General features: G+C 58.4%; 18 protein-coding genes and 1 pseudogene. 12 read left to right on the plus strand and 7 right to left on the minus strand.

Features of this window, described 5'->3' with window-relative positions; translation table 11 throughout:
• The 4 genes from MLC59_RS20170 to MLC59_RS16705 form a co-directional block, all read left to right on the plus strand.
• Positions 1–357, plus strand: a 357-nt coding sequence (locus MLC59_RS20170) for a type II toxin-antitoxin system VapB family antitoxin (RefSeq protein ID WP_248236543.1), incomplete at its 5' end; no start/stop codon positions are given.
• On the plus strand, positions 354–680 hold the full coding sequence (locus MLC59_RS16695) for a type II toxin-antitoxin system VapC family toxin (RefSeq protein WP_248236544.1): 327 nt from the start codon (positions 354–356) through the stop codon (positions 678–680). The genes MLC59_RS20170 and MLC59_RS16695, both read left to right, overlap by 4 nt.
• 185 nt (positions 681–865) lie before the next feature.
• The gene (locus MLC59_RS16700) at positions 866–1,444 is read left to right on the plus strand and encodes an ATPase (protein ID WP_248236545.1); all 579 of its coding nucleotides are present in this window, start codon (positions 866–868) and stop codon (positions 1,442–1,444) included.
• A complete protein-coding gene (locus MLC59_RS16705) occupies positions 1,441–1,617 on the plus strand; it encodes a hypothetical protein (RefSeq protein WP_248236546.1) in 177 nt (58 codons plus the stop codon). The genes MLC59_RS16700 and MLC59_RS16705 overlap by 4 nt, the downstream gene beginning before the upstream one ends.
• A 283-nt stretch (positions 1,618–1,900) precedes the next feature.
• Here MLC59_RS16705 and MLC59_RS19975 read toward each other — a convergent pair whose 3' ends face one another.
• Positions 1,901–2,023 carry a hypothetical protein gene (locus MLC59_RS19975; RefSeq protein WP_282451057.1) on the minus strand — a complete coding sequence of 41 codons (123 nt, stop codon included), beginning with the start codon at positions 2,021–2,023 and terminating at the stop codon, positions 1,901–1,903.
• 373 nt (positions 2,024–2,396) lie between these two features.
• Between MLC59_RS19975 and MLC59_RS16710 the strand changes: the two genes are divergently transcribed.
• On the plus strand, positions 2,397–2,642 hold the full coding sequence (locus MLC59_RS16710; protein ID WP_248236547.1) for a type II toxin-antitoxin system CcdA family antitoxin: 246 nt from the start codon (positions 2,397–2,399) through the stop codon (positions 2,640–2,642).
• Between the two features lie 160 nt (positions 2,643–2,802).
• On the opposite strand, the gene tnpA is transcribed toward MLC59_RS16710, so the two are convergent.
• On the minus strand, positions 2,803–3,213 hold the full coding sequence (gene tnpA / locus MLC59_RS16715) for an IS200/IS605 family transposase (protein ID WP_248236548.1): 411 nt from the start codon (positions 3,211–3,213) through the stop codon (positions 2,803–2,805).
• A gap of 27 nt (positions 3,214–3,240) precedes the next feature.
• On the opposite strand from tnpA, the gene MLC59_RS16720 reads away from it, so the two are divergent.
• The 4 genes and pseudogenes from MLC59_RS16720 (at position 3,241) to MLC59_RS16735 (ending at position 7,590) form a co-directional block, all read left to right on the plus strand.
• Positions 3,241–4,563, plus strand: a complete 1,323-nt coding sequence (locus MLC59_RS16720) for a hypothetical protein (protein ID WP_248236549.1) — start codon at positions 3,241–3,243, stop codon at positions 4,561–4,563.
• A 62-nt stretch (positions 4,564–4,625) separates the two neighbouring features.
• Positions 4,626–4,835: pseudogene (locus tag MLC59_RS16725) on the plus strand (CcdB family protein); the annotation flags it as partial.
• 351 nt (positions 4,836–5,186) lie between these two features.
• Positions 5,187–6,074: a crotonase/enoyl-CoA hydratase family protein gene (locus MLC59_RS16730; protein ID WP_248236551.1), complete on the plus strand. Its 888-nt coding sequence runs from the start codon at positions 5,187–5,189 to the stop codon at positions 6,072–6,074.
• A gap of 184 nt (positions 6,075–6,258) precedes the next feature.
• Complete coding sequence (locus MLC59_RS16735) at positions 6,259–7,590, plus strand: hypothetical protein (RefSeq protein ID WP_248236552.1); 1,332 nt, start codon at positions 6,259–6,261, stop codon at positions 7,588–7,590.
• A 64-nt stretch (positions 7,591–7,654) separates the two neighbouring features.
• Here the strand turns inward: MLC59_RS16735 and MLC59_RS16740 are convergent, their stop codons facing one another.
• The 3 genes from MLC59_RS16740 to serA all read right to left on the minus strand — a co-directional run bounded on the left by MLC59_RS16740 (position 7,655) and on the right by serA (position 10,766).
• A complete protein-coding gene (locus MLC59_RS16740; protein ID WP_248236553.1) occupies positions 7,655–8,665 on the minus strand; it encodes a c-type cytochrome in 1,011 nt (336 codons plus the stop codon).
• Between the two features lie 14 nt (positions 8,666–8,679).
• Entirely contained in the window at positions 8,680–9,327 is a 648-nt protein-coding gene (locus MLC59_RS16745; RefSeq protein ID WP_248236554.1) for a c-type cytochrome, read from the minus strand.
• A gap of 209 nt (positions 9,328–9,536) precedes the next feature.
• Positions 9,537–10,766: a phosphoglycerate dehydrogenase gene (gene serA / locus MLC59_RS16750; RefSeq protein ID WP_248236555.1), complete on the minus strand. Its 1,230-nt coding sequence runs from the start codon at positions 10,764–10,766 to the stop codon at positions 9,537–9,539.
• Between the two features lie 178 nt (positions 10,767–10,944).
• Here serA and MLC59_RS16755 point away from each other — a divergent pair, with 178 nt between their 5' ends.
• From MLC59_RS16755 to MLC59_RS16765, 3 genes are all read left to right on the plus strand, one after another.
• Positions 10,945–12,342 (plus strand): FAD-binding oxidoreductase, encoded by a 1,398-nt coding sequence (locus MLC59_RS16755; RefSeq protein ID WP_248236556.1) that lies wholly within the window; start codon positions 10,945–10,947, stop codon positions 12,340–12,342.
• Positions 12,343–12,427: 85 nt separating this feature from the next.
• Complete coding sequence (locus MLC59_RS16760; RefSeq protein WP_248236557.1) at positions 12,428–13,108, plus strand: SIR2 family NAD-dependent protein deacylase; 681 nt, start codon at positions 12,428–12,430, stop codon at positions 13,106–13,108.
• Between the two features lie 262 nt (positions 13,109–13,370).
• Complete coding sequence (locus MLC59_RS16765; RefSeq protein ID WP_248236558.1) at positions 13,371–13,904, plus strand: hypothetical protein; 534 nt, start codon at positions 13,371–13,373, stop codon at positions 13,902–13,904.
• Between the two features lie 69 nt (positions 13,905–13,973).
• Here the strand turns inward: MLC59_RS16765 and MLC59_RS16770 are convergent, their stop codons facing one another.
• Positions 13,974–15,278 carry an ABC1 kinase family protein gene (locus MLC59_RS16770; protein ID WP_248236559.1) on the minus strand — a complete coding sequence of 435 codons (1,305 nt, stop codon included), beginning with the start codon at positions 15,276–15,278 and terminating at the stop codon, positions 13,974–13,976.
• A 35-nt stretch (positions 15,279–15,313) separates the two neighbouring features.
• Positions 15,314–15,976 carry a fumarylacetoacetate hydrolase family protein gene (locus MLC59_RS16775; RefSeq protein ID WP_248236560.1) on the minus strand — a complete coding sequence of 221 codons (663 nt, stop codon included), beginning with the start codon at positions 15,974–15,976 and terminating at the stop codon, positions 15,314–15,316.
• Positions 15,977–15,990: the final 14 nt, after the last annotated feature.

Here is a 15,990-nt window from a genome sequence, read left to right on the forward strand (position 1 = left end):
TTCTCATCGGATTCTCCGGTGCTGAAGAATTTTTACGTATTATGCCAGAAGGTGGCTCCTGCCGCGCAGACTCCTAGAGCCGAAATCAATTGCCCCACCCCCATCTTGATGTTATTTGTGATGCAAATTTGTATCAATTATAAGGATCGTTCCATGCGTACCACCGTGACCATAGATGACGAACTTTATCAGAAGGCGCTCGAGATGGCGGATCCCGGAATGGACAAGGCGGAGCTGTTTCGGGAGGCCATGCGTACATTCGTGCGGACTCGGGCCGCCAAGCGTCTGGCCGCGCTCGGCGGTGCGGCGCCAGACATGTCAGAGATTGCCCGCCGCAGGGAAAAACCTGATTCATGAACGTGTTGGTAGACACCTCCGTCTGGGTCAACCACTTTCGTGTCAGCAACTCCGATCTCGTCGCGTTACTGTTATCTGATCGGGTGCTGACACACCCCATGGTCGTTGCAGCGCTGGCCTGTGGAACCCCGCCCGCGCCCCGCTCCAGAACCCTGGCGGATATCGATCTCCTCCAACCCGCCAGTCAGGCCAGCGTGGCAGAAGTCAGGGAGCTGGTGGAACGTGATAAACTCTATGGGCTGGGATGTGGTCTGGTAGATATGGCGCTACTGGCCTCTACCTTGATTACACTGAACGCCTGCCTCTGGACCTTCGACAAATAATTGGCAAGGCTCGCCGAACGCTTCGGTGTTGATTTCACCTTCCGGTGACACCCAGTTGATTATAGACAGGCACTCGATAGAGAATAGACAGGCACTCGATAGAGAAGAGTCAGTAGCCCCGCTCGATAGCCCCCATAGCTTCCGTTATACTTCGTCTGTACCTATCGAAATGAGTACTCGTAACATTGAATAGACCTACCTGCTGGATAATCGCCGGACCGAATGGTTCAGGGAAAACCACCTTCGCTCGAGATTTCCTGCCCCAGGTGGCAGGTATCTCCCGGTTCATCAATGCTGATCTTATCGCTGCAGGCCTGTCGCCATTTGCGCCAGAAAAAGAACTGGTGACCGCCAGTAGATTATTTCTTAAGCAAATTGACCAATGCATCCAGTCTCGTGAAAATTTCAGTTTTGAGACCACATTATCCGGTCGCTCCTATCTGGGGTTGGTCAAGCAATTAAAGTCCAATGGTTGGCGAGTAGAACTAACTTACCTGGCACTACCGACTCCGGAGCTGTCCAGGCTCAGGGTTGCTGAGCGCGTATATCATGGTGGTCACAATATCCCGGAAAAGGACATCCAACGCCGGTTCCCCCGGAGTTTGAGGAACCTTCTGCATGAATTCAGTTCCGCTGCCGATCACTGCACCTGCCTGATGAATAGCGACAGACCACCAACGCTTGTGTTTGAAAATCAGGGAGAAAAGCGGATAATCCATAATAAAGTGCTTTATCGCCTTCTCATTGCTGAGTCACGAAAATGACCCCCAACACCGATAGTCAGAAGATTACAGCGACCGCCATTCTCGAAAGCCTTTCTCGCGCGGTTGAGCGGGAGCTCGAGCGGAAACAACGACTTGGCCACTATTACGTGACCTACGAGGATGGTGTCGCCAAGTTTTACGGTGATGATGCACCCCGCCAGAAAGAATCCTGATGTCCACAAAGTGCTCGTGCAAACACTAACGTAGCCCGGATATTGCACAGTACCTCAGCCGCTTACGCAAGCGGGCGACCCGCCCTCGGCAGGCCAGTACCCCAACAACCTTGAAGATGCCACCGCAAGGGTCGCGGAGATAGACACTGGACCGTGGACAGGCACTCGATAGATTGCAGGTCACCATGTGGCCCATGGATCAGCAATTTGCTGCCCCGAACCAGCAAGGGCCGCAATTGCGGCCCCTGGTAAAAGCGGATGGCGGATCGACATCCGTGGAGTATCAGTTGTTATAGCCGTCTTCACTCGGGTCATAGGTGATTCGGTACACTTTGAACGCCGAGGTACCGAAACCGCTGGCACCTGTGAAGGTAATGCGACCCTCGTCTTTGTAAACCGCTTCCATGCGTGCTGCGTCGTTGCCGAAGTAGAATGGAATAAAGCTTTTGCCGGTGATGTAGGCGTTGGTGTCAGTAGGGGCCCAATCAGGTCATAAACCTGGGCCCGAGGCATGCCGATGTCAATCTTGGCAAACTTGCTGTCGTCGGGGATGTCACCAACGATGCCGCCGTTTGGTGCCTTGCCGCCGGAGCTGGCGCAACCCGCGAGAACCGCACTGAATGCGATGGCCATCAATGGGGAGAATTTTCGCAGCCATGGACAGGCACCCGATAGAACCCGTTAGAAAGATCTCACAACATTGATGTAGTATAAAAATGCGGATGTAGTATAAAAATGCGCATAAAGTAAGCGCATCATTCCGCTCGAGAGGAGGAGCCATGAAAGACGTACAAGCTGCGAAAATCCCGCGAAAGCCAACCAACTTGTCGCTGAATAGTGCGCTTCTTGAAGAGGCAAAAGCGTTGGGTATCAATATTTCACGGACGGCAGAGGCTGGAATATCAGAAGCCGTGAAGTTGCATAAAAGGGAGGCGTGGTTAAAGGAAAATGCCAAGGCCGTGGCAAGCTCGAATGCCTACGTTGACGCAAGTGGTTTGCCTCTGGCGAGGCACCGTCAGTTCTAATGGCCCGTTTTGACATCTTTACCAACATGGAGGGGAGTGGCTATTTGCTGGATATTCAGGCTGATATTCTCAGTGGCTTGAACCTGTGCCCGCGCATTCTACGAGTCAATTCCGTGGAACGGAATGACTCGCTAGTCAAGCGGGCTGTTTGGTCTACCTCTCAGGCAGGACGGTCCTGCTGCTCAATATATGCTTTCAGCGTTTCCAAGCTGGCTCCGCCAGCGCTGACCACGCAGTAGCTGCGGGACCAGAAGTAGGGTTTCCAGAAGTACGGCTTCAGGTGCTCGGTGTATTCGGAACGAATACGCCGAGCACTGACCGTCTTCAGATTACCCGCCAGCCGGGAAACCTCCAGCGCCGGGTGCGCGTCCACCAGTAGGTGGACGTGATCCGACTCCCCGGAAAATTCCAACAGGTCACAATCCCACTTCCTCAGTACATCACGGAAAATACTTTCCAGTCTGGAAAGTATTTCACCATTGAGGCACTGGTGCCTGTACTTAATCACAAATACAATATGGTACTGGAGTCTGAAAGCCGCGTGGTTCTTGGTTCTAAAGTCTTTACTCATATTTTTACCTAAGCTAGTATTTAAAATATGAAGATTACCAGGACCGAAAAATGGACGCTACGGCCCGACGCCGCAGACCGCCAGACGTTGCACGACACCGTAGCGCTGTACCAGCGCTACGTGCGTGCGCTGTCGACGGTCTGCATGGCCCATTGGCCAACCATCGGCGTCCTCGCTGGTAACGACGTGATAAAGGTGGTGGAGGGTTTGATCCACCCGACGGCCAAAAGGCCGTCGGCTCGGTACCGCTACTTCCAGAACCGTTTCTACAAGTTCCCCAGCTACCTGCGCCGAAGCGCCATCATGGACGCTGTCGGTCAGGTACGCTCGTTCCTGAGCCGTTACGATCACTGGCAGACCGCCAGTGATCGTCGGCATAAGAACGAGCGTCCGCCTCAGTTCGGCGTGAGTAATACCTTCCCCTCGTTGTACAAAGGTCAGTGCATCAAGTACACCGAAGACCTCAGCTCCGCTGAGATCAAGGTGTACAAGGGTGCTGACTGGGTCTGGCTGCGGGTTCCAATAAAGAAAACCGGTAAGCGGGCTGCTGACCTCAACCAGAAGCGGGTTTCACCGCAACTGGTGGTCACGGCCAAGAAGGCGTTACTTGCTGTTCCTCACGAACAGCAAGTAACCCTTGGCCCGAAAAATGCCGAGGTCGTGAGCGCGGTCGACCTCGGGGTGAATACGTCAATCACGGCGTCGATTGTGCGCTCAGACGGCACTGTGCTTGGACGGCGGTTCATCCGCCGTCCAAGCGACATAGACCGTCTGCACAAACGACTGTCGATGATCCGCACCGCCGCAACCAAAACCAAGAGAATGTCCCGTGGCTTCGCCGCCAAGTGGTACCGAAAAGGCTTCAACATCGCCAAGGACAGTGCGCACCAGATGACCCGCGAACTCGTTGAGTTCGCGAGGTCTCATGGTGCCACGACCATGGTGTTCGAGCACCTGAAGGGCTGGCGTCCGAAAGGCCCCTGCCGGGGCCTTCGACGCAAGTTCCACACATGGCTTCACCGTCGCATCGTCGAATTCACCGAATGGAAGTGGCGCGAGCACGCAGGCCGTATGGCCTTCGTGGCGGCGCGAGGCACCAGCAAGTATGCCTTCGATGGTAGCGGTGAGGTGACGCGGAGCGTTAACGGGAACTACTCTGTGTGTAGATTCAATAACGGCAAGGTGTACAACTGCGATCTGAACGCAACGTACAACATTGCCGCTAAGTTTTTCCTGAGAGGTCGTGAGGCTGATCAGTTGGAGCCGGGCCGAAGCCCCGGCTCCAAGCCGAGAATACCGGTCACGTTATCTTTGCTTTGGACGGCTCCCGCCGCCCAAAGCCCTGCGTAACGTAAGATACCGCGACTCGATTTTACGCAGTAAAATGAGTCGTCGGAGTATTCGTTACCCGGGTTGTCGTGCCATTGTTGCCGAAAGCTTCGGCGCCTTCCCCGGCGCAGCGGCTAAACCCCGTATTCAGTATTGAGGGGCAGGAACTGATAATGGCCACTCAGTTCATGGCGGCAGTCCCCGAAAGAGAATTACATTCCTGGGCTGGAAACCTCTCCGGTCAGCAAGATGAAATCACGGCTGCGTTGGACATGCTATTTTTCGGATTTTGAGAATTCGATGGCAGGAATCATGGACAGGCACTCCTGTTGACGCCCCCCATGGACAGGCACTGCTTAGAGCAGGCAAGGAAAAGAACAACCAGGGCAATTGACCAGCAACTTGATGGGGATGCGAACATTGGCAAACCTACTGCCACTAGACACTTCTTCAAACGTTCCCCCTGACCTGAGCACCTCGTGGTAGCTTGGTGATTCGCTGCGGTAAAGCCGCGGCACTTTGCTGACGCGCCCGGAGTCCGAGCGGGCTATTCCTGGCGCGAATCCGGACTAATAAGCAATATGAATTTGTATGCAAGCCGCGGCATGAATAATCTGCATAAAACCCAACAAGCCGGAGGAATCATGGCCCTACCAGAACTCGAAACAACCCAATACGAAGTAAAAGACGGCATTGCCACCATCACCCTGAACCGCCCTGAAAAGCTCAACGCCTACAACGCGAAAATGCGGGAAGAATTGCTGGCGCTGTTTGATGAAACCGATGCCGACGACAACGTGCGGGTCGTTGTCATCACCGGCGCTGGCCGTGCTTTCTGCGCCGGCGCGGACCTGTCGTCTGGTGGTGGCACCTTTGACCGCAAGGCGCAGTCCGGTGACCTGTCGCGGGAGTCCCTGCGGGTGGGCGATGTGTATCGCGATGGCGGGGGTACCAATACCCTGCGTATCTACCAAAGCCTCAAGCCGGTGATTGGTGCCATCAACGGCCCGGCCGTGGGTATCGGCGCGACCATGCAGTTGCCTATGGATTTCCGCATGGCGTCGACTACGGCCCGGTTTGGCTTCGTGTTCGTGCGCCGGGGCATCACGCCGGAGGCGGCTTCCAGCTGGTTCCTGCCCCGCCTGGTTGGTATGCAGGCCGCCGTGGAATGGACCATGACCGGACGTATCTTCGGTGCCGACGAGGCGCTCAAGCATGGCCTGGTCCGGTCTGTGCACGAGCCGGACGACCTGCTGCCGGCAGCGTATGAGCTGGCCCGGGAAATCGCGGACAACACAGCGCCGGTTTCCGTGGCCCTGGCACGGCAGATGATGTGGCGTATGTCCGCGGCACCGCACCCCATGTACGCCCATCGTATCGACAGCCGGTCTATCCAGGCACGTGGTGAAGCGGCCGATGCCCATGAAGGCGTCAGTTCCTTCCTGGAAAAACGCCCGGCGGAGTTCCCGAACAAGGTTTCCACGGATATGCCGGAGTTTTTCCCCTGGTGGGAAGAGCCGGTTTTTGAGTAAGCGTCAGCCCTTGCCTGACCAGGGCTGAACCCGGTGTCTGCGCGATGGGAAGACCTGTCGCGCAGGCAGCCGGCGCCACGAAAAGTGTATGGATGGCTGCATTCGCACCAGCCCGACACGGAGTTGTTCAAGTTTTCACCGGTGCTGCCGATAACCCCTGTAGGTTATCAAGAGGTCAGCCATCGTGATTTCATCCAGTCAGATTTCCCTCAACGCGAACAGCACCCGTCAGGTTTCGATGCTGGATGCCAGCCAGCTACGAGTCAACCAGGGCGCTTCCGCGCCACTGCCGAGTGAGCAGCAGGCCAATGGGACGCAGTTGTCCCTGTTCCGGCAGGCGGCATACCGCTACAGCAGCCAGGAGCAATTGGCATTCAACAGTACCAGCCAGGTCAGCGGCAATGATCGGCAGGCCACGTTTACCAGCGCTGAACTGGTAGAGAAATCCTCTGAGCTTTTCCTGCAGGGTCAGCAGGCCCTGACGGTCAGCCGGGCGGCTTTTGGCGAAGGCGCCGGGGCAGAGGCCAGCGGCGGGTTGTCCGTAACCGCCGGCCAATACACCTTCTATTCAGAGAGTGAGAGCCGCAGCTTTGCCTCCACTGGCAGTATCACCCTGGACAATGGCGAAACCATCGACTTCACCCTGTCACTCCGGCACTCCCAATCGCGAAGCTACGAGTACTCGGAGCTGGTGCAGATCCAGGAACGCCCGCTGACGGATCCGCTGGTGATCAACTTTGGCGCTTCCACCGCCCGCCTGAATGACACCCTGTTCGAGTTTGACCTGAACGGCGACGGTAAGACCGGCGAGTATGCGTCCCTCGGAAGTGGCAGCGGCTACCTGGTGTTTGACCGCAATGGCAACGGCAAGGTCGACGATGGCAGCGAGCTGTTCGGGCCACAGTCCGGTTCCGGTTTCAGCGAACTGGCCAGCTACGATGACGACGGTAATCGCTGGATTGATGCCAGTGACGAGGTCTTCGAGTCCCTTTCTGTGTGGATACAAACGGCAGAGGGCGGCCAGCAGCTGCGCTCCCTGGCGGAGGTCGGTGTCCAGGCCCTGTATGTGGACAGTGCGGATGACCGCTTTACCCTCACCAACCCGCAGGGTGTGCCCCTTGGGCAGATCAAGGCCTCGGGTATCTATCTGACCACGGACGGCGAGGTGCGTACGCTGGAAGAACTGGACCTGGCCGAGCAAAATACGCAGCCGGCCCCGTCCGTCGAAACATCGCTGGGCGTTCGCAATGACGGAGAGCCCGGCGGGCGTGATGGGCAGGCCAGGGGCGAGGTCGTAGACGCGCGGGTTGAGGCCATTCAGAAGGCCCTGGTAAAGCTCAACGAGATTCGGGAAAAGCAGCAAGCCTTTATCGAAAAGGCAAAGGAGACCGGGGAGAACGATTCCCCCCTGAAGGATTATTTCAGCATTATCGACCGGCTGCGCCTGGAACTGCTCAGCAGCCAGGACGAAAAGAAGCAGGCAGCAAGCCGCTACCTGGAGTTCGCCAGCGACTGACTTCGGTACTGGCAGGAATACAAAAAAGGCCTCCGCAGCGGAGGCCTTTGAGGTTCTGTGGTTGTTACTCGAAGGTCCTTGGTCGTACGGTGTCCGGCTTCAGGAAGTCCTTTTCACCGGTATTGGAATGATCACCCAGCACCTTGCCATCGGTCTCCCGGGCCTGGCCGTACAGAGAGTGCTTGTGGAAGGTCGGCCCGTATTTCTCCAGGGTCTCCTTGATATCCCCTGTGTAGCGCGGGTCTTGCGGGCGTTCCTGGTTGCTGATGTAGTAGGCGATGTCCCAGGCTTCCTGGTCACTCAGTGACAGGGGCTGCCCAAGGGGCATGTTGTTCTTGATAAAGCCGGCTGCCGTAAAGACGCGGACCATGCCGGCACCCCAGTTGTTGGAGCCATCCCCCCAGGGTGCAGGGAAGACCGTCTTGCCGTCCACCTGCAGGCCCACACCGTTTTCATCGTGGCAGACCGCGCACTGCTCCTGGTACAGCTTTTCACCATTGGCGTAGCTCAGCTCTTCCGGACGGTCCGGGGCGGGGAAGCCGCGGCCGTAGATGGGCTTGTCGGGGTACATCTCAACACCCTTCGCCAGCCACTGGTGATAGGCCGCCAGGGCCAGCATGTTGTCACTGCCGTACTCCGGGGGCTTGCCGTTCATGGAGTAGGTGAAACAACCAGCGATGCGCTCTTCCAGGTTGTTGACGTGGCCGTTCTTGCCACGGAAGCCGGGCAGGGTGACCGCAGCCGGCCATACCGGGGCGCTGAACGGCATGCGGCCTTCACCCAGGTGGCAACTGGAGCAGTTCATGTCGTTGAACACGTTCTCGCCGCGCAGTTGCTGGGTATCGGTAAACAGGTCATAGCCACGGCGGATGACGCGTTTGAACTCCGGATGCGTATCGGAGTCTTCCAGGTCCTGCATGGTGGGCGGAATGTGCACAAGCTCATTGTCTTCGGGAGCGGGGTAGCCCAACTCGGTCAGGGTGTTTACATAGGCTTCGGTGCGTTCGCTGGCGACAACACCCCCGGCAAACAGGAGTGAGCCGGCCAGCGCTGTGATGGCAAAGGACGTTTTCATGGCTTCATCTCCTCTCAGTTGGACTGCGGCGGCTGGGTGGACAGCCAGGCGGCAACGGCGCGGATATCTTCGTCACTCATGCGCCGCGCAATCGTACCCATCAGGTCCTGGGTGTCGTTCGTGCGGGTGCCCTCCTGCCAGGCTTTGAGCTGGGCCTCGATATAACCGGCATGCTGGCCGGCAATGCCCGGGAAAACCTCACCGGCGCCCTGGTTGCCTGGTCCGTGGCAGCTTTTGCAGGAGACAATGTAGTCCGCCCAGTCGCCGCGCTGCGCCAGCATTTCGCCGCGCGCGAGGGTGGCTTCGTCCGCACTGTCACCACCCTGGCCCTGGCCGGGGGTAAGCTGGCTGTAGTAGGCCGCCACATCGGCGATCTGTTGTTCCGAAAGCATGTTGGCGAAGGGTTTCATGGTCGCGTTCTCACGCTGCCCGGACTTGTAGTCCTGCAGTTGCTTGGCAATGTAGTTCGCGTTCAGTCCCGCCAGTTGCGGCCAGGATTCGCCATTGGGGTTGTTCTTGCCAGTGCCATCAGCCTGGTGGCAGGCAACGCATACGCCGGCAGCTTCCTTACCTTTCTGGGGATCGCCCTCAGAGGCGGCGGAGGCCCAGCCGGGCAGGGCAGCTGCGCCTATGGCGAGTAAGGTGATGGGCAGGAATTTCACGATCAGCTTCCCTCTCGATTATTGTCAAAAGATGCAAACACCAGTGTGCGCCAGAAGTGTGTTCTTTTCATGGCGAACTGGCATTTGTTTGATAATGATCAATTATAGACGCCAGGCCGGGATTTTGCTGTGTGGGTGGCTGGTCCAGCAACGAAAAAGGGGGTGCCGCCTGGCACCCCCTTTCAGCTTGTCAGCTTGCAGCAGTCTGCTCAGAAAAGAACACGGCAGCGGATGGTGCCCTTCACCTTGCGCAGTTTCTCCAGCGCCAGCTCGCCATAGGCTTTGTCTACGTCGATAACCACGTAGCCAATTTCTTCCTTGGTCTGCAGGTACTGACCGCAGATATTGATGCCGTTCTCGGAGAACACCTGGTTGATCTCGGACATAACGCCCGGCACGTTCTCGTGGATATGCAGCAGGCGGTGCTGGTTCGGGTGCGACGGCAGGGCCACTTCCGGGAAGTTGACGGAGGAAACGGAGGTGCCGTTGTCGCTGTACATGGCCAGCTTCTCGGCCACTTCCTTGCCGATGTTTTCCTGCGCTTCGATGGTGGAACCACCAATATGGGGCGTAATAATGACGTTATCGAACTCCCGCAGGGGCGACACGAACTCCTCGTCGTTGGACTTGGGCTCGACCGGGAACACGTCGATAGCGGCACCCAGCAGCTTGCCGCTACGGACGGCTTCCGCCAGGGCGTCGATATCCACCACGGTGCCACGGGAGGCGTTCATCAGGATGCTGCCGGGTTTCATCTGGGCGAACTGCTCAGGACCGAACATGTAACGGGTAGCTGGGGTCTCGGGCACATGCAGGCTGACCACGTCGGCCAGGTTCAGCAGCTCCTTCAGGGAGCCTACCTGCTTGGCATTGCCGATGGGCAGCTTGGACACCACGTCATAGAAGTAGACGTCCATGCCCAGGGATTCTGCCAGTACCGAGAACTGGGTCCCGATATTGCCGTAACCAATAATGCCCAGCTTCTTGCCGCGAATCTCGAAGCTGTTCTTGGCGGTTTTCTGCCAGCCACCGCGATGTGCCACGGCGTTTTTCTCCGGGATGCCACGCAGCAACAGGATGGCCTGGGCCAGCACCAGTTCTGCCACGCTGCGGGTGTTGGAGAAGGGCGCATTGAACACAGCCACGCCGCGACGGGTAGCGGCCTGCAGGTCCACCTGGTTAGTGCCAATGCAGAAACAACCCACCGCAACCAGTTTCTTCGCGGCTTCGAATATGTTTTCCGTAAGCTGGGTGCGGGAGCGGATGCCGATAAAGTGAGCATCGGCGATCTTCTCGATCAGCTCTTCCTCTCCAAGGGAGTGGGTCAGGTATTCGATATTGGTGTAGCCCGCGGCGTTCAGGGTATCCAGTGCAGACTGGTGAACACCTTCGAGTAACAGGATGCGGATCTTGCTCTTCTCAAGAGACGTTTCTGACATGGGTAAGCTTCCAGACCTTCTATTGCGTAGTATGAAGCGCCGGGTCGTCCGGGCTCACAGAACAGGGGCGGTATGATACCATAACCAGAGATTTTCACAGCCGGCCCGTTCACCTGGATCAATTCATAATCCGGTGTGCTGGCCCCCTGTCTGGCCCGATTGAGAGACCCCGTAAACCATGACCCCGGAACAGATCATCGCTGCCCTGAAAACCCTGGTGGATGACGGCAAGGTACTGACCGACCCCGCCGACCTGGACGCCTACGGTAAGGACTGGACCAAACAGTATGCGCCCCGGCCATTGGCTATCATTTTGCCGAAAACCACCGAGCAGGTGCAGGCCATTGTGCAGTTTGCCAACGAGAACCAGGTGGCACTGGTGCCCTCCGGCGGTCGCACAGGCCTGAGTGCCGGTGCCGTTGCCGCCAACGGCGAAGTGGTCGTGGCCTTCGACAACATGAACCGGATTCTCGATTTCAACGCCAGTGACCGCACTGTGCGCTGCCAGGCCGGCGTGGTCACCGAGCAGCTGCAGACCTTTGCCCACGATAACGGCCTGTTTTACCCGGTGGACTTCGCCTCGGCCGGCTCCAGCCAGCTGGGGGGCAACCTGTCCACTAACGCCGGCGGTATCAAGGTAATCCGCTACGGCATGAGCCGTGACTGGGTGGCGGGCCTGAAAGTGGTCACCGGCAAGGGGGATATCCTTGAGCTGAACCTGGACCTGGAAAAGAACAACACCGGTTACGACCTGCGGCATTTGTTCATCGGTGCCGAGGGCACGCTGGGTTTCATCACCGAAGCCACCATGAAACTCACCCGTCAGCCCACCAACCTGACGGTGATGGTGCTGGGGCTGTCGGACCTGACCAACACCATGGATGTGCTGCAGACGTTCCTGAAGAACATCGACCTGACTGCCTACGAGTTCTTCTCTCACCAGGCCATGAAACATGTGCTGGGCCACGGCCAGGTGCAGGCGCCGTTTGACACCGAAGCGCCTTACTACGCGCTGCTGGAATTCGAGGCGGTGTCGGACCAGGTGATGGAAGACGCCATGGCCCTGTTCGAGCAATGTGTGGAGAACGGTTGGGTGCTCGATGGCGTCATCAGTCAGAGCGAAACCCAGGCCAATAACCTGTGGCAGCTGCGGGAGCGTATCTCCGAGTCGATCGCGCCGCGAACCCCCTACAAGAACGATATTTCGGTGGTGGTTTCCAAGGTGCCGGACTTTCTCACCGAGATTGACCAGGTGGTGACTGAGCATTACCCGGACTTCGAGATTATCTGGTTCGGCCATATTGGTGACGGCAACCTGCACCTGAACATTCTCAAGCCGGAAGACATGGCGAAGGAAGAGTTCTTCGACAAGTGCCAGCAGGTGAACAAGTGGGTGTTCGATATTGTGCAGCACCATCGGGGCAGTGTATCCGCCGAGCATGGGGTGGGGCTGGTGAAGAAAGACTACCTGCAGTACACCCGCAGCCCGGTGGAAATCGAGTATCTACGGGGGATCAAGCGGGTTTTCGATCCTAACGGGATTATGAATCCCGGGAAGGTCTTTGACCCCGCATAAAGCCCACTGAGCTATTGGATGTGATAGCGGGTAGTGGTGCAGACGGCCTGCCCGTCAGACAACGTGAAGAATCGCTGGAGTAGAGATGAAAGACCATGTGGTAGTCCTGACCGGCGCGGGCATCAGCGCGGAAAGCGGCCTTTCCACCTTCCGCGATGCCGGGGGCCTGTGGGAGCGTTATCGCATCGAGGATGTCGCCACCCCGGAAGCCTTCATTCGCGATCCGGAGCTGGTACTGGATTTCTACAACCAGCGTCGCCGGCAACTGGCCGACGTCGAACCTAATGCGGCCCACCGTGCGCTGGCGGAGCTGGAGCAGACCCACAGGGTGACGATCATCACCCAGAACGTCGATGACCTGCATGAGCGGGCCGGCTCCACCAACGTGGTGCACCTGCATGGTGAACTCACCAAGGTTCGCAGCTCTGAACACCTCCACCTGGTCTACGATCGGGGCTACGATGAGATCCGCCTCGGCGATACCTGTGAGCAGGGTACCCAGCTGCGCCCCCATGTCGTCTGGTTTGGTGAGGCGGTTCCCATGATCGAGCAGGCAGCGCAGATCGTGCCGCTGGCGGATCATCTGCTGATCGTTGGCACCTCGTTGCAGGTTTACCCTGCTGCGGGCCTGGTAGAGCTGGTGGATTTCGACGTGCCGGTAACGGTAATCGACCCGGGAGAGGTGCCGGCCATGACCCGGGCCCGGGTGTTTCGTGAACCCGCCAGTGTCGGTGTCCCGCGCTGGGTTCAGGGGTTGATGGGCTAATAACTCCCTGTCGTTGAACGCCTTTTGTTCGATTTTCCGGCATGGCAGCATTGCCGCCCATGGCTAGTGTCCCGTCTGGGTAATTCGTTGACCTACTGAGCCACTGAGGGCTTTGATAGCCGCGTTGCGTTCACTACGCTACATGGCCGCACAATTAAAGATTGTTAGCGCTCCTCCTCCCTCTTCATTTCCTTGGCTAGACTGGCATTCAGTCACCGCTGCACTGGCGGTGGAACCAGCCATCAAAGTGAAGGGGGCTGCCATGAAAACCACCATGCATATGTCCGGTGAGGTTGTGAGCCACAAGCTTGCGGCTGAGTGTGGCACCGAGACCGAGGCGCAGAAGGTGGCAGAGGACCTGTGTCGGTCGACCAGTTTGAGCCGCCAGCAGATTCGAATCATTCGCCCCGGTGATCCCCGCCAGGGAGCCGCCCTGGAGCCGGAAGACCGGGGTATCTGGCGCACTGCCGTTCGTTCCCACCTGTGGTTCGGGCTGGCAGGCATGGGTGGCGGCCTGTTGTTGTTCCTGATCCTGATGGCATCCGGCATTCCGTTCATTGCCCAGAACGCCGTCTGGGCCGGTGCACTGTGCGTGGTATTTGGCGGCGTAGCGGGTCTGTTGTTGGGAGGCCTGTTTACCCTGCGCCCCGATCACACCGTGTATGCGTCGAAAGCCAGGTCAGCGCTTCGCAAGGGGCAATTCGTGGTATCCGTTCATGCGCGGGGGCGCGATCAGCTCAATGAGGCAAAGCGGTATCTGGATGCCCGGCATATCCATACGGTGCAGAGTTTCTAGGCTCAGTAGGTTAGCGAATTAACCAGGCGGGACACTGCCTTTCGCGGACTGACCGTGACCACGGCGGGGTCAGTGGTCCCTGAGGTAGGTGTCCAGGTGCTTTCGAAACGCAGCCTGCACGCCCAGTTGTCTCAATATCCAGTAGTGCCCGGCCACCATGCGGTCGATAAACATGCTGTCCACGGCGGGCTGTAACCGGTCAAGGTAACGGAATACGGTGTGTGTATGGGCGGCGATCTGCCGGTGCAGGTCGGACTGCCCGAAATCGTAGGGTTCGTCACCCTGAAAAGGTTCAATCAGCAGGTTGCGCCACATAGCGTAATAGTCGGGACTGATGGCGGGCTTTTCTGCCACCCTCGCGCCGAGGTTGACCAGGTGCTGGTCCAGTGCCTCATAATCCTCTTCCAGTGCGGCAATCAGTGCCTGCCGGTAATAGGTAACCACCGCCGGCTTGAGGGATTTTACGCAGCCGAAATCATACAGAATCAGGGTTCCATCCGGCCGGAAGGCAAAGTTGCCGGCATGGGGGTCGCCATGGATGCACTGGAAGTCAAACAGCTCATCCGCCATGGTGATAAACAGCCTTTCGCCCAGCAGGTTGATGGTGGACTGATCGTAGTGGTCGTTGGTGACCTGGCTTACGTGGTCACCCTCCGCCAGTTCCATGGTGAGGATATGGCGGGTGGAATGGCTGTCGATAACCCGGGGTATCAGTACCCAGGGGTGGCGCTCATGGTAGGCCCGGAAACGCCGGATATTGCTTGCCTCGTTTTCATAGTCCAGTTCTTCCTTGAGCCGGACCCCGATTTCCTCGAACAGCCGGTCGGCACTCTCCCTGGGCATTCGCAGCAGCCCGCCAAGACGCAGGGCCATGCGTAGCTGTTTGAGGTCCGAGTCGCAGGACTCATCCACTCCCGGGTACTGTACCTTGACGATTACGTCACTGCCGTCTTTGAGTTTCGCCTTGTGGACCTGGCCGATGGATGCAGCGGCGTAGGGCGTTTCCTCCAGGTCGTTGAAGAGCTCGTCCACCGGCGCGCCAAGCTCAGCCTCGATTTGCTTGCGGATAATGTCGAAGGGCATGGGCGGGGCTTCTTTCTGGAGCCGCTGCAGGGCCTCGGAAAACTCCCTTGGCAGGAAGTCCTGGGTCTGGGAAGCCACCTGGCCCACCTTCATCACGGCACCCTTGAGCTCACCGAGGGTGTCCACGATTTCATCGGCCATACGGGCATAGTGAAGGGAGCGCTCCTCGTCGGATTCGCGACCGAGGAACTGCCGGGCACGGGAGCCGGCAAACTGGCCGGCCACCGAGGCGGTCATGCCGGCCAGCTTGAAAAAGCGTCCGCGGCGGGAGGTGACGGGTTTCTTGGCCATGCCTGGGGTTCGGATACCAGCGAAGTGTTGGTTGGTTACTCTACGCTGGTTTGAACGTGAAACCTACCATCCAGTTCCAGGGACAGTTGCTGGCCGCTGTGCAGGGTGCCCACACCCGCCGGGGTGCCGGTCAGCACGACGTCGCCCGGTCGCAGGGTGAAGGTTTCGGAGATATGGGTAAGCAGCTCAAGGACCGGGGTGATCATGTCGCCGGTATGGCCCTGCTGGCGTTGCTCACCATCGATGGAGAGCGAGAAGCGCAGGTCATCCAGGTGGTCGTCATTGCGCAGGGGGACGAAGCCGGACAGCGGGCAGGCTCCGTCGAACGCCTTGGCCCGCTCCCAGGGGTGGCCGTTTGCCTTCAGTTCGGACTGCAGGTCCCTCAGGGTCAGGTCCAGGGCCAGCCCGATGGCGGCAATGGCTTCCAGGGCCTGTTGCCGGCTTGCGCAAGTGAGTGAGCGCCCCACCAGGACAGCGAGCTCGGCCTCGAAATGGACGTCACCACGGCCCCCGGGCAGCCGGATCGGGGCCGTCATGGGCACCAGTGCGGTGGCGGGTTTGATAAACAGCAGCGGCTGTTCCGGCACCGGGTTGCTCAGCTCTGCCGCGTGGGCGGCGTAGTTGCGCCCGACGCAGACTATTTTACCCGGCGGCCATTCTATCGGGCTGCCGTCCTGCCAATGGTGCTGGTAAGCCATGATGACCTCCGGGG

Source organism: Marinobacter bryozoorum, assembly GCF_023156245.1.
In the GTDB taxonomy this organism is placed as follows: domain Bacteria; phylum Pseudomonadota; class Gammaproteobacteria; order Pseudomonadales; family Oleiphilaceae; genus Marinobacter; species Marinobacter bryozoorum.

Coding starts and splice junctions, on each gene's coding strand:
- MLC59_RS16695 (WP_248236544.1), top strand. CDS start 354: ATGAACGTGTTGGTAGACACCTCCGTCTGGGTCAACCACTTTCGTGTC.
- MLC59_RS16705 (WP_248236546.1), top strand. CDS start 1,441: ATGACCCCCAACACCGATAGTCAGAAGATTACAGCGACCGCCATTCTC.
- MLC59_RS19975 (WP_282451057.1), bottom strand. CDS start 2,023: ATGGAAGCGGTTTACAAAGACGAGGGTCGCATTACCTTCACAGGTGCC.
- MLC59_RS16710 (WP_248236547.1), top strand. CDS start 2,397: ATGAAAGACGTACAAGCTGCGAAAATCCCGCGAAAGCCAACCAACTTG.
- tnpA (WP_248236548.1), bottom strand. CDS start 3,213: ATGAGTAAAGACTTTAGAACCAAGAACCACGCGGCTTTCAGACTCCAG.
- MLC59_RS16720 (WP_248236549.1), top strand. CDS start 3,241: ATGAAGATTACCAGGACCGAAAAATGGACGCTACGGCCCGACGCCGCA.
- MLC59_RS16730 (WP_248236551.1), top strand. CDS start 5,187: ATGGCCCTACCAGAACTCGAAACAACCCAATACGAAGTAAAAGACGGC.
- MLC59_RS16740 (WP_248236553.1), bottom strand. CDS start 8,665: ATGAAAACGTCCTTTGCCATCACAGCGCTGGCCGGCTCACTCCTGTTT.
- serA (WP_248236555.1), bottom strand. CDS start 10,766: ATGTCAGAAACGTCTCTTGAGAAGAGCAAGATCCGCATCCTGTTACTC.
- MLC59_RS16755 (WP_248236556.1), top strand. CDS start 10,945: ATGACCCCGGAACAGATCATCGCTGCCCTGAAAACCCTGGTGGATGAC.
- MLC59_RS16760 (WP_248236557.1), top strand. CDS start 12,428: ATGAAAGACCATGTGGTAGTCCTGACCGGCGCGGGCATCAGCGCGGAA.
- MLC59_RS16765 (WP_248236558.1), top strand. CDS start 13,371: ATGAAAACCACCATGCATATGTCCGGTGAGGTTGTGAGCCACAAGCTT.
- MLC59_RS16770 (WP_248236559.1), bottom strand. CDS start 15,278: ATGGCCAAGAAACCCGTCACCTCCCGCCGCGGACGCTTTTTCAAGCTG.
- MLC59_RS16775 (WP_248236560.1), bottom strand. CDS start 15,976: ATGGCTTACCAGCACCATTGGCAGGACGGCAGCCCGATAGAATGGCCG.